The organism is Corynebacterium sp. MSK071 (assembly GCF_030232125.1).
In the GTDB taxonomy this organism is placed as follows: Bacteria; Actinomycetota; Actinomycetes; order Mycobacteriales; family Mycobacteriaceae; genus Corynebacterium; species Corynebacterium kefirresidentii.
On sequence record NZ_JASPJA010000016.1, the window covers coordinates 1 to 22421 of the forward strand.

General features: G+C 63.7%; 21 protein-coding genes, 2 tRNA genes and 1 other RNA gene. 17 read left to right on the top strand and 7 right to left on the bottom strand.

Annotated features, from left to right (window positions below):
* Nucleotides 1-851 (top strand): DUF418 domain-containing protein (locus tag QP990_RS11175; RefSeq protein WP_284799279.1); only part of this gene is annotated, 851 nt, incomplete at its 5' end.
* A 2-nt stretch (nt 852-853) separates the two neighbouring features.
* Nucleotides 854-1891, top strand: coding sequence for a trypsin-like serine protease (locus QP990_RS11180; protein ID WP_284799280.1), 1038 nt, complete (start codon nt 854-856; stop codon nt 1889-1891).
* Here the strand turns inward: QP990_RS11180 and QP990_RS11185 are convergent.
* The gene (locus QP990_RS11185; protein ID WP_023020372.1) at nt 1888-2916 is read right to left on the bottom strand and encodes a prephenate dehydrogenase; all 1029 of its coding nucleotides are present in this window, start codon (nt 2914-2916) and stop codon (nt 1888-1890) included. The genes QP990_RS11180 and QP990_RS11185 overlap by 4 nt on opposite strands.
* A gap of 39 nt (nt 2917-2955) precedes the next feature.
* Here QP990_RS11185 and QP990_RS11190 point away from each other — a divergent pair, with 39 nt between their 5' ends.
* From QP990_RS11190 to tgt, 6 genes are all read left to right on the top strand, one after another.
* Nucleotides 2956-3435 (top strand): tRNA adenosine deaminase-associated protein, encoded by a 480-nt coding sequence (locus tag QP990_RS11190; protein WP_239206280.1) that lies wholly within the window; start codon nt 2956-2958, stop codon nt 3433-3435.
* A 25-nt stretch (nt 3436-3460) separates the two neighbouring features.
* Nucleotides 3461-3892 (top strand): nucleoside deaminase, encoded by a 432-nt coding sequence (locus QP990_RS11195; RefSeq protein ID WP_200289076.1) that lies wholly within the window; start codon nt 3461-3463, stop codon nt 3890-3892.
* A 51-nt stretch (nt 3893-3943) separates the two neighbouring features.
* Nucleotides 3944-4144: a CsbD family protein gene (locus QP990_RS11200; protein ID WP_005323174.1), complete on the top strand. Its 201-nt coding sequence runs from the start codon at nt 3944-3946 to the stop codon at nt 4142-4144.
* A 90-nt stretch (nt 4145-4234) separates the two neighbouring features.
* Nucleotides 4235-4322: transfer RNA gene (locus tag QP990_RS11205), tRNA-Ser, on the top strand.
* 204 nt (nt 4323-4526) lie between these two features.
* Nucleotides 4527-7082: an MMPL family transporter gene (locus QP990_RS11210; protein WP_239207825.1), complete on the top strand. Its 2556-nt coding sequence runs from the start codon at nt 4527-4529 to the stop codon at nt 7080-7082.
* 2 nt (nt 7083-7084) lie between these two features.
* The gene (gene tgt / locus QP990_RS11215) at nt 7085-8329 is read left to right on the top strand and encodes a tRNA guanosine(34) transglycosylase Tgt (protein WP_284799283.1); all 1245 of its coding nucleotides are present in this window, start codon (nt 7085-7087) and stop codon (nt 8327-8329) included.
* Here tgt and QP990_RS11220 read toward each other — a convergent pair.
* Nucleotides 8314-8988 carry a queuosine precursor transporter gene (locus QP990_RS11220; RefSeq protein WP_396127287.1) on the bottom strand — a complete coding sequence of 225 codons (675 nt, stop codon included), beginning with the start codon at nt 8986-8988 and terminating at the stop codon, nt 8314-8316. The genes tgt and QP990_RS11220 overlap by 16 nt on opposite strands.
* A gap of 33 nt (nt 8989-9021) precedes the next feature.
* Here QP990_RS11220 and gluQRS point away from each other — a divergent pair, with 33 nt between their 5' ends.
* The 3 genes from gluQRS to QP990_RS11235 are packed head-to-tail and all read left to right on the top strand — an operon-like array spanning nt 9022 to nt 11853.
* A complete protein-coding gene (gene gluQRS / locus QP990_RS11225) occupies nt 9022-9915 on the top strand; it encodes a tRNA glutamyl-Q(34) synthetase GluQRS (RefSeq protein WP_284799288.1) in 894 nt (297 codons plus the stop codon).
* Nucleotides 9916-9926: 11 nt separating this feature from the next.
* On the top strand, nt 9927-11507 hold the full coding sequence (locus tag QP990_RS11230) for a sodium:proton antiporter (RefSeq protein ID WP_239207828.1): 1581 nt from the start codon (nt 9927-9929) through the stop codon (nt 11505-11507).
* 10 nt (nt 11508-11517) lie between these two features.
* Nucleotides 11518-11853 (top strand): hypothetical protein, encoded by a 336-nt coding sequence (locus QP990_RS11235; RefSeq protein WP_284799289.1) that lies wholly within the window; start codon nt 11518-11520, stop codon nt 11851-11853.
* 90 nt (nt 11854-11943) lie between these two features.
* Here QP990_RS11235 and QP990_RS11240 read toward each other — a convergent pair.
* A tRNA-Ser gene (locus QP990_RS11240) sits at nt 11944-12032 on the bottom strand.
* 179 nt (nt 12033-12211) lie between these two features.
* Between QP990_RS11240 and ffs the strand changes: the two genes are divergently transcribed.
* The 6 genes from ffs to recR all read left to right on the top strand — a co-directional run bounded on the left by ffs (nt 12212) and on the right by recR (nt 17649).
* Nucleotides 12212-12310, top strand: an RNA gene (gene ffs / locus QP990_RS11245) — signal recognition particle sRNA small type.
* Between the two features lie 60 nt (nt 12311-12370).
* The gene (locus QP990_RS11250; RefSeq protein ID WP_284799291.1) at nt 12371-13642 is read left to right on the top strand and encodes an aminotransferase class I/II-fold pyridoxal phosphate-dependent enzyme; all 1272 of its coding nucleotides are present in this window, start codon (nt 12371-12373) and stop codon (nt 13640-13642) included.
* Nucleotides 13605-14186, top strand: a complete 582-nt coding sequence (locus tag QP990_RS11255) for a hypothetical protein (protein WP_284799292.1) — start codon at nt 13605-13607, stop codon at nt 14184-14186. Before QP990_RS11250 ends, QP990_RS11255 begins: the two co-directional genes overlap by 38 nt.
* Nucleotides 14187-14204: 18 nt before the next feature.
* A complete protein-coding gene (locus tag QP990_RS11260) occupies nt 14205-16490 on the top strand; it encodes a DNA polymerase III subunit gamma and tau (protein WP_284799294.1) in 2286 nt (761 codons plus the stop codon).
* A 62-nt stretch (nt 16491-16552) separates the two neighbouring features.
* Nucleotides 16553-16921: a YbaB/EbfC family nucleoid-associated protein gene (locus tag QP990_RS11265; RefSeq protein ID WP_023020386.1), complete on the top strand. Its 369-nt coding sequence runs from the start codon at nt 16553-16555 to the stop codon at nt 16919-16921.
* Nucleotides 16922-16992: 71 nt separating this feature from the next.
* Complete coding sequence (recR, locus tag QP990_RS11270; RefSeq protein ID WP_023020387.1) at nt 16993-17649, top strand: recombination mediator RecR; 657 nt, start codon at nt 16993-16995, stop codon at nt 17647-17649.
* Between the two features lie 48 nt (nt 17650-17697).
* Here the strand turns inward: recR and QP990_RS11275 are convergent, their stop codons facing one another.
* The 4 genes from QP990_RS11275 to QP990_RS11290 form a co-directional block, all read right to left on the bottom strand.
* Entirely contained in the window at nt 17698-18798 is a 1101-nt protein-coding gene (locus tag QP990_RS11275; RefSeq protein ID WP_284799296.1) for an HNH endonuclease signature motif containing protein, read from the bottom strand.
* Between the two features lie 109 nt (nt 18799-18907).
* The gene (locus QP990_RS11280) at nt 18908-19681 is read right to left on the bottom strand and encodes a type 1 glutamine amidotransferase (protein ID WP_284799297.1); all 774 of its coding nucleotides are present in this window, start codon (nt 19679-19681) and stop codon (nt 18908-18910) included.
* On the bottom strand, nt 19674-20951 hold the full coding sequence (locus QP990_RS11285) for a MurT ligase domain-containing protein (protein WP_239207834.1): 1278 nt from the start codon (nt 20949-20951) through the stop codon (nt 19674-19676). The genes QP990_RS11280 and QP990_RS11285 overlap by 8 nt, the downstream gene beginning before the upstream one ends.
* Before the next feature lie 27 nt (nt 20952-20978).
* The gene (locus QP990_RS11290) at nt 20979-22379 is read right to left on the bottom strand and encodes an exonuclease domain-containing protein (RefSeq protein ID WP_239207835.1); all 1401 of its coding nucleotides are present in this window, start codon (nt 22377-22379) and stop codon (nt 20979-20981) included.
* Nucleotides 22380-22421: the final 42 nt, after the last annotated feature.

Genomic DNA, 22421 nt, shown 5'->3' on the forward strand with positions numbered 1-22421 from the left:
CCTTAACATCCTTCGGAGTCCAACGCGTCACAACTACCTCCCGGTCGAAGTGGCGCATTCACCCCTTGACAGCACGCATCACATTGATGATTATTGCCCGCAATTTCACGGTGACGACGCTTCTGCGCATCCTCGCCCGCGGCTGCATAATTACACTCATCGGCCTCGCTCTACTGCCCCTTGGAGGTGAGATTCAGGTCGTCCTAGTAGTAATTGGCATCACCATGATGTTGCTGTGCTGGGTTCCCCCGTTGCACTGGGCCTGGAAGCTAATCCTATTCGCTGCCGCCACCGTAGCCGCGACCGTGAAATACGCTCCGCTGACCCTACCGCAGGTCTACCCACTGCTGGCCTATATCGCATATTTCCTCGCCGGCATGCTGCTCTATGAAATCTATATTCGCAAGCAACGCGCAGCTGCGCAGTGGGTTTCCACTGCGATAGCCGGCATCGTTGCCGCTATCGGTTTTTACTTCCGCTTTACTACGGACATTCCTGGCTGGCTACGTTTTACCGGCCACACCGGCGTCGTGGGTGAGATCATGCTGTCCATTGTCGTCGCTGCAGTCGTCCTGCACCTCTGCCTGCTTGCTGGTCGAGCTGCGCCCAAGCTGGTCTATCCCTTTGCTGCGCTGGGTGCGATGTCGCTGAGCATCTACATCTTGCACGTGCTCACCGCCTACTACTGGCAAAGCCACATCGCCCTGCACAACACCGCCTGGGCCTGTGCCTTCATTGCCCTCTTCCTCGTTATCGCAACCCTGTGGCGCCGCCTGATAGGGAAGGGGCCGGCCGAATGGGCCGTCGCCAAAGCTATTGCCATCGCCGTTCCTGCCGGAAAGAAGGACTAATCATGCAGCACAAAATTTTCCCCGCCTTGCTCGCCGCCAGCATCGTGGCACTGACTGCCGCCCCGGCCACTGCACTCGAACACGGTGATCCAGCAACGGACTTCCCGGAGGCCCGCACCGTCGCCCAACTCAAGATAGGACGCGTGGGTAGTTTCGGTGATTGTACCGGTACTCTCGTGGCCGTCCAATGGGTGCTCACCGCACGTCACTGCCTCGAGTCCGTGAATAACACGGGTACCCAGGCCCGCATTAACGGAACCACCTACGACACTGATTCCTGGGCACTGTCCCCGCTTTCCGACGCCGCCCTTCTCCACCTCACCGCCCCTGTCACCGATACAAAGCCCGCAGAGATTTCCACCCAAGTTCCGGAACCGGGCAAACGCGGCACACTCTACGGCTGGAGCAGTAGTTCTTCTATGGCGCGCCGCGGTCAGCTGCCCCAAGCGGAAATGGAGGTGGCCGAGCTCCTCGGCGGTAGCCCCGCCGAACCTGCTGGCGCGGACGCCACTGCGGATGCTGCCGCGAGCGCTGGTGAGGATGCCGATGTCGGAGAAAGCGTTCCCGCGGCCGAGGCTATGCCGGGGCTTAAAGCACTGGAGGGTACAGAAAGCGTGCCAGCCGGCGAGGCGATGCCGGGTGGGGCGCCCGATGGCCCGATGCCGCTTATCGAAAGCGCCATCCTTGATGTTCACTCCACCGGCCGAGCCGGTATGCAAGGCGGCGACTCCGGTGGCCCCTTCTTTGTCGACGGTAAACTCGCCGGACTCGCCACGGCGGGCACCGCGAACGGGGACCCAGACCTGCCTTCACCTAGCGCGGCTATTACCACGCTGGCCGGCACCAAGGACTGGATCGAGGGAGTGGTAAGCGGACGCGATAAGGAAGCGATTCTCACCGCGGAAACCACTCCCGAACCGCCGAAAACCCCGCAGACCAGCGCCGACCACGCTTGGCTTTATGCCGAAATAGCAGTGCTAGGTCTTATTGCCGCCGCGGTAGTATCCCGCATTCCCGGCCTACGGGGGTGCAAGCACTAGAAAATCTCGATGCGCCCGCCCAGGGACTCGGATTGGCGCAGCTGCGCTACCCACTTCGGACCGCCTGGGTGCAGGCGCAGCACCGGGCGGGAAGAAATCTTGACCGGGGAAACCGATTCCTTGCGCGCGCCAGAACGGGCATCGATACGGGTGCGGGCGCGATAACCGGCGTCGGAAAGCTCGGCGATGGAAGGCTCGGGGGAGTCGAGCTTCTCGCGGGCGTCGCGAAGCAGATCCAAGGCCTCGTCCAAAGCCTCCACCAACGCCGGGGCATTGGTTTCGCACATCTGCTGCACTAGCTCTGGGTGCGTACCGGCCACGCGCGTGGCGTCCTTGAAGGAACCGGCAGACAGGGACTGCGCCAAGATTCCGCCGTTATCGCCCACCACGGCGAGAATTTCGGCGAAGACATGCGGCAGGTGGGAAATGCGCGCCACCGCAGCATCGTGGTTAGCTACGCGAATAGGAACCGCCTCCGCGTGCACCATCTGCGTCATGCGTACAACCTCGGTAAAGGTCTCAATCCACTGCTTAGGAATCTTTTCCCCACGCGCCTCGCACTCTGCGGCATAGTCATAAGTAATGCCCCACGCCGCACGGCGGAAGAGGTCCCGCTGGGAGTTATCCCAACCGGACTTGGAGGTGCCCGCCATCGGGTGGCCACCCACGTAGCGCGATTCCATGCCGCGTTCGAGGACCTGCTGGCGTACCGCGGTCTTCACGGAAACCACATCTGTAATGCCGCAGCTAGGCGCGTGCTCCTGGATGGCATCGAGGACCTCGCCCACTGCGGTCATGGGAACAGCAATCACAATGAGCGCGTTTTCCGCTTCCGCGCGGGTCAAAATAGCGGGAAGATCATCGGTGACGTCAAAGCCCTGCTTTACTGCAGTGCGGGCGCCAGAAGTGGAGTGGTTATATCCAAAAACGGGGTGTTTATATCCGGCTAGATCGCGCAGCAGAGAGCCGCCGATGAGGCCGAGGCCAATAATGCAGATAGGGCGTTGAACATCTTGAGAACTCACGGTGACAATTGTGGCACAACACGACTAATCTCACGAGGTATGAGCAACGAAAATTACTCCTTCGCGGTAACCGTCGCCCGCACTGCGGGCCAGTGGCTGGTGCGCAGCTTCAACGATGACTTCGAGGATCCGCAGACCTCCATTAATGCGGTGCGCAGCCTGCGCTCTGAGGGCGCTGCGTTCGCGCTGCTGTGTGTGGAGGATGCCTATTTCATTGCCGTGCGCCCCGTGCCGGGCGGGGTGAAGATGCTCATTTCGGATGCCACCTATGGCGTTGATGATGACTTTGCGGCCGATTTCATGGATATCAACGACCATGAAATCCCGGATGTGGACCCTGAAGAGGCCGACCCTTATGGTGAGGGCGATTTCGATATCTTCGCCGATCTCGGCCTATCCGAGGATCAGGTGGGCTACATCATCGACAATGACGAAGACTGGCCTTCTGATATGTTGCTGCGCATCGCCGGCGAGCTCGGCTTCGGCGATGAACTGGAAGACATCATTGATAACGCCTGAGCCCCTCCAGCGCGCAGAGGCCCGCATGCGCCGCGCCCTGGACGTCGCCAAGTGCACCCCGGCAGGCGATGTACCGGTGGGTGCGGTGCTTTTTGACGCCACCGGAGCCGAACTCGCCACCGGAGTAAACCGCCGCGAGCAACGCGCCGATCCCACTGCCCACGCCGAGGTAGAGGCCATCCGCCAAGCAGTGCGCGTCTATGGAGACGGCTGGCGCCTTTCCGGCTGCGAACTTGTCGTCACCCTAGAGCCCTGCGCCATGTGCGCCGGTGCTTTGCAGGCTGCGCGCGTTTCTTCCGTAGTCTTCGGCGCTTTTGAACCCAAGACCGGCGCGTGCGGCTCGCTTATCGATGTCCTGCGTGCCCCCACCGCCCCCTTTGCCCCGCAGGTTCGCGGCGGCGTTCTGGAAGAGGAATGCGCAATGTTGCTCAGAAACTTCTTCGGCGACCTGCGCTGAAAGTGCGTACACTGGTGCTCATACATTATCCGTCTACTCAAAGGAGTGATTATGGGCGATTTGGAAAACAAGAAGGATGGCCTCGTAGGCAAGGCAAAGGAAGCCTACGGCGAAGCTACCGATAACAAGGACGTAGCTAACGAGGGCAAGGCCGACCAGGTCACCTCCGAGGCTAAGGACAAGCTGTCCGACGCTGCCGAGGGTATCAAGGACAAGGCTAACGAGGTTATCGGCGGCCTGAAGGACGACTAATCCTCATCCGTATTTCTGCATATCGCTGCGCTGGCACCCCGCTGGCGCAGCGATTTTGTCGCTCGGGCGCACTCCCGTAATCTGGAACGCGGTGGCGTGTCCGAGCGGCCGAAGGTGATCGCCTCGAAAGCGATTGTTGGGTAACCCCCAACCGCGGGTTCAAATCCCGCCGCCACCGCACCGAGATCCCGGTCTGTTTGCGCAGGCCGGGATTTTCTTTTTCCCGGCTAGGCCGCGGGGCACGGGGGGAGGGGCCCGGCTGGCCGCCAGCTGTGAAAACTGGGACGCAGGTGGCTTCGCGATAGGGGATTATAGGGTGCGGCCACTACACTAGGGCGAAGTTCACCCCGTCCCCCACGTGAATGCGAAGGTACATCTACCCGTGGCTACATTGCTTTATCGTCTTGGGCGCTGGTCTTTCCTCCATAAGTGGAAGGTCATCGTGGCATGGCTGCTGCTGCTCGCCGCCGTTGGCGGTGCCGCCGCCTTGCTGATGAAACCGATGACGAGCGAGTTCTCCATTAAGGGAACCCCGTCTATCGATGCCACCTATAAGACCATGGACCTCTTCCCAGAGGGCGGCAACCCTGCCAATTCACCCTCGGTCAACGTGGTCTTCAAGGCCCCAGATGGCCAGAAGCTTTCTGATCCAGCAAACCGCGAGGCCATCGACGCCACCATCTCCTACCTCGAGGACAACCTGAAGATGGGCGATACCACGCGCTTTGGCAACCCGCTTGAGGTCTCGCCCCGTCTGCAAGATCAGGTCATCCACCAATTCACGGATATGGGGCTGCCGGAAGCATCCGCCCGCGCTGACGCGGATAACCTCGCGATGGTCAATGACGATGAGACCATCGCGTATACCACCTTCAATTTTGACGCCGAGTCGCCTTATAGCGTGGAGCAAGCAGATAAAGACACCGTCACGGAGGCGATGAATATCGCCCGCGACCGCGGCCTTACCGTCGAAGGCAATGGCGCCGGCTTTGGCGATGAGATCGCGGTCAACTCCACCTCCGAGATTATCGGCCTGGGCGTCGCCTTCCTCGTGCTCATTTTTACCTTCGGCTCGCTGGTGGCCTCGGGGATGCCATTGGTTTCCGCCGTCATTGGCGTGGGACTCGGCGCGCTGGGCATGTTTATTGCCACCCACTGGATTGAGCTCAATAATATGACCCCGGTTCTGGCCATCATGATCGGCCTGGCTGTGGGCATCGACTATGCGCTGTTTATTCTTTCGCGCTACCGCGCCGAGCGCCGCCGCATGGATGGGCCCGATGCCGCAGGCATGGCGGTGGGTACGGCCGGCTCCTCCGTGGTCTTTGCCGGCGCGACGGTCTTTACCGCGCTCTTCGCGCTCATCATTGCGCGCATTGGCTTCCTCACGGCCATGGGCTTGGCCGCCGCCGGCACCGTCGCGATCGCCGTCTTGGTCTCGCTCACGCTCATCCCTGCGATGCTGGGCTTGCTGGGCGATAAGGCCTTCCATGGCCGAATCCCCGGCGTGGCCGGCAACCCGACCCGCAAGGGCAAGCGCCGCCGCGGGCCCACCATGGGCAACCGGTGGGTGCGTTTAGTCCAGAAGGTGCCCGGCCTGGCTATGGCGCTGGTCGTGCTCTCCTTGGGGGCTATGACCGCGCCGGTACTCCAGATGGAGCTTGCCCTTCCGGCCGATACCACGTCGAACCCCGATACCACCCAGCGCAAGGCCGCCGACATCATGTCCGAGGGCTTTGGCCCCGGCGTCAACGGTCCTTTCCTCGCCGTGGTCGATGCCCACACGGTCAACGCGGAATCCGGCGCCTTGGCCCCGCTTGTCGACGCCCAGTCCCAACCCGAACCAGCCCCAGCCCCCGCACCCGCTCCCGCGCCGGAGCAGGACGCGGCCGAGAATGCTGCCCCCGAAGAGGAGATGCCTGAGCAGCCGCTGGGGGACCAGCCCTCAGCCGAGCCGGAGATCGCCCCGGCCGCTGAGGTGGTAGACACCTCCGCAGAGGATAAGGCCGCGCTCGCGTCCTTCCTCTACACCGCGGACCAGCTCAAGGGCTTGGGCGGGGTGAAGCACGCGCAGATTGTCGGCCTGAGCCAGGACAAGCGCGCCGCACAGATAATGGTTACCCCTGAAACCGCGCCCACGGACGCCGCAACGGTGAACGTTGCGCACGCGCTGCGCTCGGCCACCGGCGAGATCGAGGACGCCACCGGTACCGACATCGGCCTGACCGGCCTGACGGCCGTGCAGCTCGATATCACCGAGCGCCTCGAGGAAGCCATGGTGCCGTACCTGGCCATCGTCGTGGGTCTGGCCATTGTGCTGCTGCTGTTGGTCTTCCGCTCCATCTTGGTGCCGCTGGTTGCGGGCTTGGGCTTCCTGTTGTCCGTCGGCGGCGCCTTCGGCCTGACCGTCCTGGTCTGGCAGGAAGGCCTGTGGAACCTGGTGCCCGCGCCGGGCCCGCTGATTTCCTTCATGCCCATCTTCCTCATCGGCGTGACCTTTGGCCTCGCGATGGACTACCAGGTCTTCCTGGTCACCCGCATGCGCGAGCACATTTCTCGCCACCCGGAGGGCACCGGCGGGCGTTATAGCGCCGTCGACGAGGCCACCATCACCGGCTTTACCCAAGGCGCCCGCGTGGTAACGGCCGCAGCCATCATTATGATTTCGGTCTTCGTGGCGTTTATTAACCAGCCGCTGCCATTTATCCAGATCTTCGGCTTTGCCTTGGCCGCCGGCGTGCTTTTCGACGCCTTCTTTATCCGCATGACCCTCGTCCCCGCCACCATGTTCCTTATGGGCCGCGCGACGTGGTGGATGCCAAAGTGGCTGGCCAAGATTCTGCCCACCCTGGACATCGAAGGCACCGCCCTGGAAGAAGAATGGGAAGCTAAACACGCCACCCCAGCCCCTATCCCTGCAGACAAGGAAGAAGAATAGAAATGGACTTGAGCTTCGACATCGGCAAGCGCCTGCCCGAAGGTCCCGGCAAGCACGGCCGCAGCGGTGTCATCCGCACCCCACACGGCGATATTCAGACCCCGGCCTTCATCCCGGTGGCCACTAAAGCCACGGTAAAGACCCTGACTCCGGAGCAGATTCGCTCCACCGGCGCGCAAGCCATTTTGTCGAATGCGTACCACCTTTACCTGCAGCCAGGCCACGACATTGTGGACGAGGCCGGCGGCGTGGCGGAGTTTGAAAACTGGCACGGCCCGACCTATACCGACTCCGGCGGCTTCCAGGTGATGTCGCTGGGCGTAGGTTTCAAGAAGGTCCTTGCGATGGATATCGCGGAACTTAGCGATAAGGACATCCGCGCGGCTAAGAAAGAGCGCATGGCGCAGGTGGACGAGGACGGCGTGGATTTCAAATCCGTTATCGACGGCTCCAAGCACCGTTTCACCCCCGAGAAGTCCATGCAGATCCAACACGGGCTGGGGGCAGACATCATGTTCGCCTTCGACGAGCTGACCACGCTCGTTGATACGCGTACCTACCAGGAAGAATCCGTCGCGCGCACGCACCGCTGGGCTAAGCGCTGCCTGGATGAGCACGACCGCCTCACTCGCGAGCGCACCCATCGGCCGAAGCAGTCCCTGTGGGGCGTCGTTCAGGGCGCGCAGTATGAGGACCTGCGCCGCCAGGCCACCCGCGGCCTGCTCGACCTCGATCGCACCGCCCGCGAGGAAGGCAAGCGCGGCTTTGGCGGTTTTGGCATCGGCGGCGCGCTGGAGAAGGAAAACCTGGGCACCATCGTTGGCTGGGTCTGCGATGAGCTACCCGAGGACAAGCCGCGCCACTTGCTCGGCATCTCCGAGCCGGATGATATTTTCACCGCAGTCGAGGCCGGTGCCGACACCTTCGACTGCGTGGCGCCGACCCGCTTGGCGCGCCGCGGCGGCGTCTACACCCTCGACGGCCGCATGAACCTCACCAATGCGCGCTTTAAGCGCGATTTCGCTGGCGTCGACGAGGAATTCGGCGGCTACGTATCCGAGAACTATTCCCGCGCCTACCTGCACCACCTGCTCAAGGCGAAGGAATTCCTTGCGGGCACGCTGTGCACCATCCACAACGTGGAGTTCATGATTCGCCTGGTGGATAATATCCGCGCCGCCATCGACGGCGGCTACTACGAGGCCTACCGCGATGAATTCCTCGGCCGCTACTACGCCGGCAAGTAGTCCTCGCGCTTTTTAACCCACGAGATAACCATGGCCGTCACCGGCAGCATGACGGCCTCCACCAGGGTCTTCCACACGAATCCCACGATGACGTAGTTAATAAACCTGCCCACGGTGTCCACGCCGATTACCGGCGCGGCGATGGCGCAAAACAGCAGCGTATCGCCGAACTCGCCCACCACGGTAGAGGCGATAAGGCGCGCGAAAAGCCCCTTTTCGCCCGAGCGCTTCTTCATCGCAGTCAGCGTCCAGGCATTGAGTAGCTGGCCCACGAGATAGCCGGCTAGCGAGGCGGCCAGAATCTGCGGCATCAGGCCAAGCGTGGCCGCGAAGGCCTCCTGGCCCTCATAGAAATCGGCCGCCGGCAGCCAAATGGCGATATAGAAGCACACGGCCGCCAAGATGGCCATCGCGAATCCGATGTAGACCGCGCGCCGGGTGGATTTAAAGCCATAGCACTCGGAGAGCACGTCGCCGACGATATAGGCCAGCGGGAATAGAAAGAAGGCACCGTCGGTCACCAGCGGGCCGAGCTGGACGCCCTTGGTGGCGTTGATATTGGAAATCAGGAAGGTCACCACAAACACGGTGACCAGCCAAGGGTAGAGAGTAGAGCGGACGGGAATGAAGCGCACTTCAGCGCCGTTCGTTTTTTCCATACCCGCCATTGTGCCAGTCCGTAGACTGTGGGCATGAATTCTGCGACCACCGGCGCCGGCCGCTATGCGCCGAGCCCCTCTGGCGATCTGCATTTTGGCAACCTCCGCACGGCGCTTCTGGCGTGGCTTTTTGCCCGCTCGACGGGGCGGCGCTTTGTGGTGCGCGTGGAGGACATCGATAAGCAGCGCTCTTCCCAGGAATCGGCCGAGCGCCAGCTGGCGGACCTACGCGCGCTCGGACTGGATTGGGACGGTGAGGTCATCTACCAGCACGATCGCGACGCTGCCTATGAGCAAGCCTTGGCCCAGCTGCCCACCTACGAGTGCTATTGCTCGCGTAAGGACATCCGCGAAGCCTCCCGGGCCCCGCACGCTATTCCCGGCCAGTACCCGGGCACCTGCCGCAACCTCACCGAAGACCAGCGCGCGGCCAAGCGTGCCGAGCTTGCGGCCCAGAATCGCCAGCCCGCCCTTCGCCTGCTTGCCGACGTCCCCACTTTCACCATCCACGACGCCCTCCACGGCACCTATACCGGCGACGTGGATGACTTCATCCTGCGCCGCGGCGGCCAAGACACCGGCTGGGCGTATAACTTGGCCGTCGTCGTCGACGATGCGTTCCAAGGTATCGACCAAGTCGTCCGCGGTGATGATCTGCTCTCCTCCGCGCCGCGCCAGGCCTACCTGGCCTCGCTGCTCGGCATCGCAGCGCCGGAGTATATCCACGTCCCGCTCGTGCTCAATGAATCTGGCGATCGCCTAGCCAAGCGCGACGGTGCGGTGACCATGCGGGAAATGGGGGAGGTGGGGGACGTCGTCAAACAGCTGGCGGCCTCCCTGGGATATGAAGCCGACAGCGCCGCAGAGCTGCTCGCGCAATTCGAACCCGATCGCTTGCCTCCTGATCCCTATACCTGGCACGGGTAAAATCTGGGCCCATGGACGTTCTTTTGGTGCTCATTGGGCTCATGCTGCTGACCGTGTTCGTCGTCGCCATTGGCGACAAAATTGGGCTGCCGTGGCCGGCGTTGCTGACGATCATCACCGCCTGCGCCGTCTTCGTGCCGGGGCTACCCAGGTTTGAACCGCCCACCGAGCTCATCCTGCCGATTTTCCTGCCGCCGCTGCTGTGGGCGCTGGCCCGGCGCACCTCGTGGGGCGTTATCCGTGAACAATGGGTGACTATCTTGAGCCTATCCGTGCTTTTGGTGGTCGCCACCACGCTGGCCGTTGGCTTCACGGCCTATGCCTTCCTGCCCGGTATCAGCCTGGCTGCGGCCATCCTCATCGGTGCAGCCATCGCCCCGCCGGACCCCGTCGCCGTTGACGCCGTGGCCGAGCCCGCCGGCATCCCGCGCCGCATCATCACCACCTTGCAGACCGAGGGCTTGTTTAATGACGCCGCTTCTATCGTCGCCTTCAATCTCGCGCTGACGGCCGTGACCCAAGGCGATGAGCTCTCCTTCGGCGGTGGTGTGCTCAACTTCTTCTACTCCGCATTCGTCGCGGGCGGCCTGGGGTGGGTCGTCGGCCGGCTGGTGGCGCTGTTTATTACCCACGTCCATGACGTCACCGCGCGCAACGCGCTGACCTGGGTGACGCCATTTGCCGTCTACCTCATCGCGGAGGAACTCGGTGCCTCCGGCGTTATCGCCGTGGTCATCGCGGCCGTAGAACTTAATTCCCGGGCCGATATCCAGGCCGAGGACCGCCTATCCGGTCAGTCCTTCTGGGAGACCATCGAACTGCTCTTTACTGGCGTGGCCTTCGGACTCATTGGCCTGACGGTCAATACCGCCATCGGCGAAGTGGGCTCGGACCTGTGGCATTCGGTGGTCGTGGGCGTCATCTTGTCCCTCGTGGCCTTTGTTGTCCGTTTGGTGTGGATGTATGCCTATTACCGCATCAACGTCTCCCGCGGCCGCCCACGGGTTGCGCCGCTGCGCCTGCAAGAGGTACTGCTGATGACGTGGTCCGGCATGCGTGGACTTGTCACTTTGGCGCTGGTTTTGTCCATCCCGGCGGGCGTGTTTAGTTTCCACCATGAGCTCGCCGTCATCGCGTTGACGGTCTTGCTGGCCACGATGGTGGTGCCCGGCCTGCTCTTGCCGTGGTTGATGGAGCGACTCGACCTCACGGAAGCCTCCCAGATTGCCAGCGATAAGATGCGCGCTGCCGTGGTTGGCCGTGCGCGTGCGGCCAGCATCGAGGCACTGTCGAACTTCCGGCCGGATGGGCATATCGCGCCCGACGCCGAAAAGGTGGATCCGGAAATTTCCGCCAACGTTATCCAATGGCTGGAAGACCGGATTGGTGATGGCGAGGATGTTTCCGAAGACTCCCGCAAGCAACGCGCCTGGCAGTTCCGCCACGTAGCTCTGGAGGCCCGCCGGACCGCTCTGACGGCGGCACAGGAGGAGCTGCTGCGCATGCGCGGCTACCGCGCCTATAACCCGGCCATCGTGGACGAGGTGCTGGAAGAAATCGACCGCATGGTCCTAGGCACCAAGCGCCACTAGGCTGGGCGGCATGAATGCCTTCGATTATGCGCAGCTTGAGGACGCGCTGGATTATCTCTATGACTTCCTCGACCAGGATCTGGCGGATCGCGTGCGTGCCGAGCGTGAATACGTTCCAGAAGGGATGGAAGGCTTGCTTGCCGACGACTCCCTCGACGACTACGTCTGGCTGTGGATCAAAGACTCAGGCCCGAACGGCTTCCGGCAGTACCTGCGCGACGGAGGCTATCCCGAGGCCGAGGTCGCCCAGGCCTTCCTCTGGGCGCGCACTGAGTGGGGCATGAACACCCCGCCGCATATTGCGTGGCTAAAAGAAGACGGCTACGAACCGCCGGTCATCGATTAGCGGCTAGCGCGGCGTCGGCTAGCGCGGCCGAGCGCAGGTATAACAAAAATCCCGGCTCCGTTGCTATGCAGCAGGAGCCGGGATTTCCTGTGGCGGAGGATGTGGGATTTGAACCCACGAGGGGCGTGAACCCCGCACGCGTTCCAGGCGTGTGACATAGGCCGCTAGTCGAATCCTCCGAGAAGAAACATTAGCAGCCGTGGCAATTATTTTACCAATCGCCAGGTCAGGGCGTGTTTTCGGAGAATTTTAACCGTTGTGTGGTGGCTAGGTATCGAGAGCGGTACCCGCGAGCGGCGGAGGGCTGCGCGGCCGGAGTCCCATTTGGCTAAACCGGCGCTCGGGCGTTAGAGTAAGTGGCAGGATTCCGCGTGGCGTCCATCCTCTGAACTCCCCCAGGGCAGGAATGCAGCAAGGGTCAGGAGGCTCTGACGGGTGCGCGGGGTCCCCTTTTTGTATGGCGTGCGTTACTATTGGGGGCTAAAAGTCGCCCTATACATGGAAGGTAGACATACGCATGTCGCTTCTTACTTTGGAATCGTCCGAACTAACTGAGCTCGCCGCTCAGGTCCGTAAGGACTACGAGGACCTTAAAGCTAAGGGCCTGAAACTGGATTTGACCCGCGGCAAGCCAGCGAAGGCGCAGCTAGACCTCTCCAACGATCTCCTCGCCCTGCCAGGCCTGGGCCATTACACCGACGCGGCCGGAAACGACCTGCGTAACTACGGCAACCAAAAGGGCATCAAGGAACTGCGCGACATCTGGGGCAAGCTGACCAACATGGACCCCGAGCTGCTCGTGGCCGCAGATTCTTCCTCCCTGAACATCATGTTTGACCTGATTTCTTGGGCGTTCCTCTTCGGCACCAATGATTCCGCGCAGCCGTGGAGCAAGGAAGAAAAACTCAAGTGGATCTGCCCAGTGCCGGGCTATGACCGCCACTTTGCCATCACGGAGCAATTTGGCTTCGAGCTGGTGACGGTGCCGATGGAAGAAGACGGGCCGGATGTAGAGGCCGTCGAAAAGCTGGTGGCGGACCCGACAGTCAAGGGCATGTGGGTGGTGCCGATGTTCGCCAACCCCACCGGCGCCGTGATTTCTGAGGACAAGGCCCGCCGCCTCGCCCGCATGCAGGCTGGCGCACCGGATTTCCGCATCGTGTGGGATAACGCCTACGCCGTGCATACCTTGACGGAAGAATTCCCGGAAATCCTGCCGATTCTGGATATCGCCGCGGAAGAAGGCAACCCGAACCGCTTCTGGGCCATGTCCTCCACCTCGAAGATTACCTTCGCGGGCGCGGGCGTGGGTTTCTTCGGCACCTCGGAAGACAACCTCGAGTGGTACCTAGAGCATGCCGGCATTCGCGGCATCGGCCCGAATAAGATTAACCAGCTGGCGCACCACGAGTTCTTCGGCTCCGCAGAAGGGGTGCGCGCGGTGATGCGCCGCCACGCCGCGCTGATTAAGCCGAAGTTCGATGCGGTGCTGCGCATCCTGGAAAAGCGCCTGGGCGAGTACGAGGTGGCGCAGTGGACCAACCCGAAGGGTGGCTACTTCATCTCCCTCGACGTTGTCGACGGCACCGCCAACCGCGTCTGGGAGCTTGCGCGCGACGCCGGCATCCTGCTTACCCAGGCGGGCTCGGCCTTCCCTTATGGCCAGGACGACAATGACCGCAATATCCGCCTCGCCCCAACCCTGCCGCCGCAGGAAGAGGTCGAGACCGCGATGGACGGCGTCGCTACCTGTGTGCTGCTTGCCGCCGTGGAGAAGCTGGGGGCCTAAAATCAACGCCGACGAGTCTGCCCTGTGGCTGAGCGAGATTATCCCGGCGCCGCTGGAGTTCCGCTACGTCGATGAGCGCCGGCTAGGCCTCGCCGCGCTTGCCGACGCCCAATCGCTCGCCCTCACCACCACCTTCAACAACACCGACACCGGCCTGCAGAGCCAGGACGACGGCACCGATGTGCGCTGCGAGCTGTTGACGGTGGCGCGTACCGGGCAGCCCGAGGTGGCTGCCGCCGTAAACGCCGCGGCCGATACTTTCGAGAAGGCCGACGGTCTGCTTCCGGCGCAGCCGGGCGTGATGCTGCCGTCCATCCTCGACGCGCCGGGAATTACCGTCCACCACGGACTCTTCATCGCGCCGTACCTGTGGGGCGGGCGGACCCCGCAATTTCGCGAAGAGGGCCGCCTGACCCTCATCCTGCAGCTGGTCATGCTGACGGATTCGGAATATGCGTTTGGGGTAGAAGAGGGCGTCGGCAAGCTGCAGGGGGCAGTGGCCGAGCAGGGCATTGACCTGCTGGACTGGTCGCGCGAGGGTTAGCCGGTAAACTGGCTAACCGTGGCTTTATACCGGAAATACCGTCCAGCAACGTTCGCGGAGGTCGTGGGCCAAGAGCAGGTCACTACGCCGCTATCCGCCGCCCTCGATGCAGGGCGCATCAACCACGCCTATCTCTTTTCCGGCCCGCGCGGCTGCGGCAAGACCTCCTCGGCGCGAATTATGGCCCGTTCGCTCAACTGCGAGCACGGGCCGACCTCGACGCCGTGTGGCAAGTGCGATTCCTGCGTCTCCCTGGCCCCCGGCGGCCCCGGAAACTTGGACGTGACGGAGCTTGACGCCGCCTCGCATAATGGCGTGGAAGACATGCGGGAGCTGCGCGATCGCGCCTACTACGCGCCGGCCGAATCGCGCTACCGCATCTTCATCATCGACGAGGCGCATATGATTTCGCCCTCCGGCGCTAACGCGCTGCTCAAGGTAGTGGAGGAGCCGCCGGAGCACGTCATTTTCATCTTCGCGACCACGGAGCCGGAGAAAATTATCGGCACCATTCGCTCGCGTACCCACCACTATCCCTTCCGCTTGCTGACCCCGCCGGCCATGAAGGGCTTGCTGCAGCGCACCGTCGCGGCCGAGGGCGTGCATGTCGAGGACGCCGTATACCCCATGGTCATTGAGGCGGGCGGTGGTTCCCCGCGCGATACGTTGTCCTTGCTGGACCAGCTGCTGGCCGGTGCCGGGCCCGATGGCCTGACCTATGACCTCGCCCGGCCGCTTTTGGGTGTCACCGATGTTTCGCTGCTTGACGACGCCATCGACACCCTCGCCAACCAAGACAAACCCGGCCTCTTCGCGATGGTGGACCATGTCATCGAGGCCGGCCACGACCCGCGTCGCTTCGCTATCGATTTGCTCGACCGCCTGCGCGATCTGATGATCCTGCAGGCTGTGCCCGGCGCTATCGAGGCCGGCCTCGTCTCCGCGCCCACCGACCGCGCTTCTGTGCTTACCGCCCAGGCGCAGCGTTTTTCCGGCCCGCAGCTGACCTACTTGGCTTCCACGGTCAACGACCGCATCAGCGATCTCACCGGCGCGACGTCGCCGCGCCTGCTGCTGGAAATCATGTGCGCGCACCTGCTTATCGGGTCCACCGGCCCCGCGGCCACCGGCGCCGCTGTCCCCGCGGCCGCGCCCGGAGCGCCCGTGCCTGCCGGCCCTGCGACCCCGGGCGGTGCCGCCGCGGCAACCTCAGCTGTCGCAGGTGCCCAAGACCCCCAGTCCGCTGCGGCCGCCATTATCGCGCGCCGTCGCGCCAAGTCCCAGGAGCAGCACTCCGCTGGCTCTGAGCCCGCCCCTCAGCCGCAAACGCAAACCCAGCCCCCGGCTAAGACCGCGCAATCGTCCGCCGAGCAGCAAACCCCGCAGCAACAACAGCAGCCGCAGGTAGAGCCGCAGCCGCAGTCGGAGCCGGAGCCGCAAGAGTCCCAGGATCCGTGGCAGCGCGAACGGCGCATACCGCAGTCGGCGCCGGCCCAGCAGGAGCGGCAGGAGCAGCGCGAGCCATTGGAGAAACCCGTACCGGCCCGCGCGGAGGAATCCGCCCAGGAAGCAACGGCGCGATCTGGGGGCCAGCCCGCTGCGGAGACGGCGTCGGAAAGAGTGTCGGAAACGGCGCAACCGCAGGCAACGCAAGAGCCGGAAGGCGACTTTGCGGAAGCCGTGAGGGAGAAATGGGTGGCGTTGAGGGGGAGCGTCGGAAAGCGGAATAAGGTAGCGGAAATTATGCTTGCCGAAGCCCGCGTGCTTGGCTTCCGCGATGGCACGCTAACGCTGGGACACACCACCGGTGCCCTTGCCGAGCGAATCAATGCGCCCGCCAATAACGCCGTTATCGTGGAGGTACTCAAGGAGGAGTTCCAGCGCGATGTGGCCGTGACCTGCGTGGTAGGCACTGACCCGAAGACCGCCGGTTTCAATGCCCCACGGCCGGCGCAGCGCAAGGAGGCGTGGACACCGAATCAGCCCGCGCGCGAGCCTGCCGACGACCAGGAGGCGGAGAGTAAGCAGGAAAACACGCCGGGCTGGCGCTCGCGCATCGCACGGGCGACGCAGGCCGCCAAGCAGCGCGATGAATCGCAGTTCAGCAACGGCGTGCCGCTGCCGCCCGAACCCGAGCCGGAGCCCGATGAGGTACCGCCCGAGGAACCGCCGGCCTATACCCGCGATGACGAAGAACGCGACATGATGGAGGCCGCGCAGTCCACCGGTGAAATGGATCATCGCAGCGCTACCGAGGTAGCTATGGAATTGCTGGAGCGGGAACTAGGCGCGCGGCGTGCCTAGGCGGCGAGCACGGTACACTCGGGCGGTAGCGAAATTTAAAGTTGATTTAGAAAGGAAACACCATGGCTGACCAAGACCCAATGCAGCAGGCAAATGACATGAACGACCTCATCGCGCAGGCCGCGCAGGTGCAGGCGGATCTGCAGAAGGCGCAGGAAGAAATCCTCGCTACCAACGTCGAGGGCCAGGCAGGCAATGGCCTGGTCAAGGTGACCATGACTGGCGGCGCCGAGCTCGTGGACTTGCAGATTGATAAGTCCATCGTGGATCCAGAGGACGTCGATACGCTGCAGGACCTGGTTATGGGTGCGTTCAAGGAGGCCCACGCTGCGGCCGGCCGCCTGGCACAGGAGAAGATTGGCCCGCTGTCCCAGGGCATGGGCGGCCAGGGCGGCCCGTCTTTTGAGGATGTCTTCGGCGGCAACCAGTAGCCCGCGCGATACGATATAAGGCCGTTGCCCCGGGGTGGGGCGGCGGCTTTTGCCGATTTTGGGAGTAATTGATGTTTGAAGGACCTCTGCAAGACCTCATCGACGAGTTTTCGCGCCTGCCGGGAATCGGCCCGAAGTCGGCGCAGCGCATCGCGTTTCACGTTTTGCACATGGAACCCGAGGACATCGAGCGGCTGCAAAACGCGCTGGGCGCGGTGCGCGACGGCGTGACCTTCTGCCGCATTTGCTGCAATATTTCGCGTGAGGATGTCTGCCGCATCTGCATTAACTCGCAGCGCGACGCCTCTACTATCTGCGTGGTCGAGGAGCCTAAGGATATCCAGGTTATTGAGCGCACCGGCGAGTATGAGGGCCGCTATCACGTTTTGGGCGGCGCGTTGGACCCGCTGGCGAATGTGGGTCCGCGTGATTTGAATATCTCCACACTGCTGCAGCGCCTAGGCGGCGTGTTGCCGGACCGAGAGCTTGCAGACTCCACCCCCGAAACCCCGCTTTACGACGCCACCCCCACCATCCACGAAGTCATCCTCGCCACCGACCCCAATACGGAGGGCGAGGCGACCGCCGCATACCTGGTGCGCTTGCTGCGCGACTTCCCTGATTTGAAGATCACCAGGTTGGCCTCCGGCATGCCGCTCGGAGGCGATTTGGAGTTTGTGGACGAGCTCACCTTGTCTCGCGCGCTTTCCGGCCGCCTGACCATATAGCACGTTGAGCGCCCTGGCCAGTACTGGGCGAATGCGGAGCTACAGCGGCTAGGGCACGGCGGCCGTAGGCCCGGTTCGCGCTCGGCCGGTGAATACCGGCGGGCCGTGCGCCTCCTTTGTCGTCGTGCTGCATCTGCTGCTGCGCCCGCTGCGCCTGTTGTCGGGTTCGTTGCTGTGCCCTATGTGTGTATGCCTGTCCTGGCTAGCGGGCGGGAGCCAGGCGATCCGGCCCCGAATGCGCGCCATCCGGCCGCGGCCCGGCAGCCCGTTGATGGAGTTGTGGTACGGGCACAATAGCGTCATGTTCTCAGGATGGGTGTGGCCGCCGCGGGAGTATTCGATGAGGTGGTGGGCTTGGCATTCGGAGGTGGGGCGTCGGCAAGCGGGCCAGGCGCAGCGGGCGCCTTCGGCCTCGAGCATGCGGCGTTGCTTTGCGGAGGCCTGCCGGGTGCGGTAGAGGTTGACTGGGCCGCGCTCGGGATGGATGAGCGTGAAGAGTCCCGCGCCGGCTAGGGTGCGGCGGACTAGTTCGGCGCCGGTGATGGTGGCGCCGTTGGTCATAGCGAGGCGGATATCCTCGCCGTTTCCGGCGAGGATTTTCAGGTAATCCGGCAGCTCGATGATGACATTGGTGGTCACGGTAGCGGGCACGGCGGCGCGGGAGCCGTTAAGCCAGGCCAGCGGGTCGGATTTAGCGGCGGCCCAGATATCGGCCATTTGTGCGGCGGGGCCGGTGAAACTCAGGGTGGTTTTCTCCCCGTGCATAATCCGGCGTCCGCCGTCTTCGCGCTCGGGCGGAGGGTTGAATTCGCGCAGCAGACGGGTAGCCGCGCGCGAGACGTGCGCGGTGGTGCCGGCGGTGGCGCAGAGCTGCTCGCGGAATTGCCAGCGCTTGGTGGGGTCGCTAATGCTGCGCGAGCGACGGGCGATGAGCGCGAGGGTCTCTAAGCAGTGGTGATTGCGGCGCGCGGCGGCCAGTGCGCGGGCTTGGTAGCGCGAATGGCTGGTGGGCGAGAGAAAGGCCGCGGCGGTCCGGCGCAGGGTGCGCGCTTGGTCCGCGGGCAGGGGCAGGCTGGAGGCGGCGTGGACCTCTTCGAGAAGATCCACGCCGCGCTTAGCGATGTCGCCCAGCTGCTCCAATAACGTCATGCCCCGCAGCCTATTGGCGTGGGATGCGCGGCTACAAGGGGCAACGGCCGGGCCTGTGGATAACTCGGGGTTTCAGGGCCGTCGGGCGCAGTTATCCACAGTTATGGGCCTATCTTTGGGAGCGCGGGGGCTCGGAGGCGTTGAAACGTTCGACGCGCAGGCGGTCAACGGCCGGAATTTCAAGCGGCTCAAGATCCGCGAGGGTCACGCCCATCGCTTGGGCGAGGAGGAGATCGGCCAGCTGCGGGTTTCGGGCCAGCGCCGGGCCGTGCATATAGGTGGCGATGACGCTGCCTTGGACGGCGCCTTCGTAGGTGCGCTGGGTGGAGCCATCGGCAAGGTCGGCGGTGGCGGCCTGGTCTGCATTGCCATTGCCACGGGTGAGCGTGCCGAGGGGCTGCGCGGAGGGGCCAAGGATGGTAGCGCCCAAGTGGTTTTCAAAGCCCGTGAGCGGCTCTGTGAGGTCCGCGGTAACGCCAGCGCGGGTGGGTTCGGAAGCCACCTCGCCGATGGCACGGTCCTGCATGCCGGCCGTGGTGGCATCGAGCAGGCCGACGCCGTCGATGATGCGACCGGAGGCGCGGAAGGACTCACCCAGGACCTGCAGGCCAGCACAAATGGCAAAGACCGGGCGGCCGGCGTTGGCGGCGCGGCTCAGGCCGCCATCGGAAATCAGGTGGTCCGCGGCTAGGATTTGCGCGGTATCTTCGCCGCCGCCGAGGGTGTAGATATCCAGTGTCTCAGGCACGGGCTCGCCCAAGCGGATGGGGTGAATCTCTGCCTCGAAGCCGCGCATGCGGGCGCGCTGGCGCAGGACGAGGGCGTTGCCGTCGTCGCCGTAGGTACCGAGGACGTCGGGAAGCACTAGGCCGATATTAAGCATTGGTGGCCTCCTTGGAAAGCGCCTTCTTCAAATCGCGGAAGGCGGTGTAGTTGGCGAGGACCTCGATGCGACCCTCCGGGCAGGCGGCGAGCGCATCGAGCGGATCCGGGATGAGCTCGTGGGAGATATCGGCGTAGACCAGGCGCACCGCCAGGTCGGTGCCGCGCTCGCCGGCGGCCTTCACGCTGAGGCCATTGAAGCCTTCGAATTTCACGTCCCACAGCCAGGACATGTCAATGCCATCGGCCACCTGGCCGTTGGTGGCGATGATCAAGCCATCGGCGCTGCGGTCCACCATGGACAGCGCTTCTTGCCAGCCGGCCGGGTTCTTGGCCAGCAGCAAGCGAATCTCGCGGCCGCGCCAGTGAATGGTGGAGTAGCGACCGGCCACATCATCGATGCTTTCGGCGGCCGCAATGGCTTTGTCGAGGTCCACGCCGAAGCCTGCGACGGCGGCAGCGATGGCTTGGGCCGCGTTGCCCCGGTTAGCACGGCCAGGCAGCGCCAGGTTCAGGGGGCGTTTAGCGGTGGGGGTGATAATGCCATGCTTATCGACGCCCCACGTTGGCTGCGGCCGGCGGAATTCGCGGCCGTCGGCAAGCGGCTTGACGGCGTACCAGTCATCCTCGGTGCGCACGACGTGCCCGCCGGTGCGCGGGCAGGTAACGGAATCGCCGAGCCAGCCGGCGCCGGCCGAAACCCAGATGACATTCTTGGCGTCATAGGCCACGGAGGTCATCAGAACGTCATCGCAGTTGGCGATGACGAGCATGTCCGGGTGGGCTTCCACAGCGCCGCGCAGAGCCCGCTCGATCTTATTAATCTCGCCCACGCGGTCGAGCTGGTCGCGGGTGAGGTTGAGCAGAACTAGCGCCTGCGGGTTCAGGTTATCGGCTACGTGGGGCACGTGGAGCTCGTCCACCTCGAGTACCAGGTGGGAGGCGTCCTTGCCGGCCATGAGTGCGGAGATGATGCCGGCATCCATGTTGTCACCGCCGTCGTTGGTGGCTACGGTGTGCTCGGCGCGGACTGCAGCGGCTAGCATGCGGGTGGTGGTGGACTTGCCGTTGGTGCCGGTCACTAGCACGGCCGGGCGCCCACCGCCCAGGTTGGTCATGATGGAAGGGTCAATGGCATTGGCGATTAGACCACCGATCATTCCGCCGGCGCCACGGCCGGTGGCGCGGGAAGCGGTGGTGGCCAGCTTCGCGGCGGTAGTGGCGGTGGTGGTGCGCAACTTCCTCAGCGCACCCGGGACTCTAAAACTCATGTCCCCTAGGGTAGTCGCGCGGGCGGCTTAGTCGTTCTTTTTCCCCGCCGAGCCGCCAGAATTTCGTCGGCCCCTGCCGCGACCACCGCGGCCGCCCCGGCGACGGCGGCGCTTTTGGTTCTTAGCGCCGCCTTTTTTGTTGTTGTGGGATGAGCGTTGGGGCCGGGGCGTGGGTTTGCCGGATTCGGGTTCCGGCACGGCGTCTTCGATGCGGGTGAGGGCGTCAAGAAACGCGGTATCGGACATCAGCGGAATGCCCTTGCGGTGGGCGTGCATGGGTTTTCCCACCAGGTCAGTGGTCACGTTGCACACGACCAGCGAGGATTCGCGGGTGAGCTTTTCGGAATAATTGAGCTCCTCACGCATGAGCGCGGCGATGATGGTGTCCGGGTCCTCGAGGATTTCCGGAGCGACCACGATTTCCATGCCGCGGCGCAGTTCCTTGCCCGGCTCGTATTTGCCGGGGTTGTGGTGTTGGGCGGGGGCTTCGGCAGCGTCGACTCGCACGTGGGAGCGTTGCAGGCCGAAGCGGTCGGCGCGCACGTCCTCGGGCGCATAGCTGCGCACCGTGCCACCTCGTTGCTTGCGGTAGAGCGCGATGAGCAGTTCGGTTTGTTCGCGCGAAGTCTCGGGTTCGGGCCGCTTGGCGCGCTCCACCGAGGCCTGTGGCGAAGCGTCCAAGCCGCTCTGCTTAGCGACACCCCCTAAGCGCACATCATTCGACCGCACCTGCTGCGCATAGGAGGTGCCCAAAGTATCGATGATGCGGACGGGGGTGGGTACGTGTCCGACCTTCTGGCGGCGCCGGCGGCCCTTGTTGCGGCCGCGGTTGCGCGCGCGATTTTGGCGGGCGGCGGCCATCATGGCACGGCGGGCCTCGGCGACGAGAAAACCCCAGGTATAGGGGAGGTCGTGGACGATGAGTGTGCGGCCGTCAATAAGCTTGTCCAGCGATTTGAGGATCTTGCCAAAAGCTGGCGCCTGCTCAATATCGGTGGTGCTCAGCCCGTGGAGGTGGCGCGGCCCGGCATCGATATCGGGCTTGAGGACGGCGTGGAATTGCTGGCCCTGCTCGCTGGCGTCGTTGAACGTAATGGCGTCGATAGTAACGATGCGCCCGGTGCTGGGATGGATGCCGGTGGTCTGGATGGTCAGCGCCACATAGGGAAAGTCCGCTTCCTCATTGGACGAGTCGGCCTGCTGCGGCTGTTGCTGAGCCGGTGGGTGCGGTTTCGGTTTCGGCTTGGGTTTCGGGGCGTCTGGCTCCCCGGAGACACGGACCGCACGGCGGGGCTTAGTGCGGCGCTGTTCCATGCCTGGTTTGGGCGCTGTGGACCTGGCCGCGTGACGCGAAGCTACCGTCGCGGGCGACGGCGCTGGGGCCGACGCCGACGGGTGCTGCGGGGAGGGGCCAGGTGTGTTGTTCATTAAACTCAGTGTAGTATCCCGCATTTCATGCAGGGGGACAGG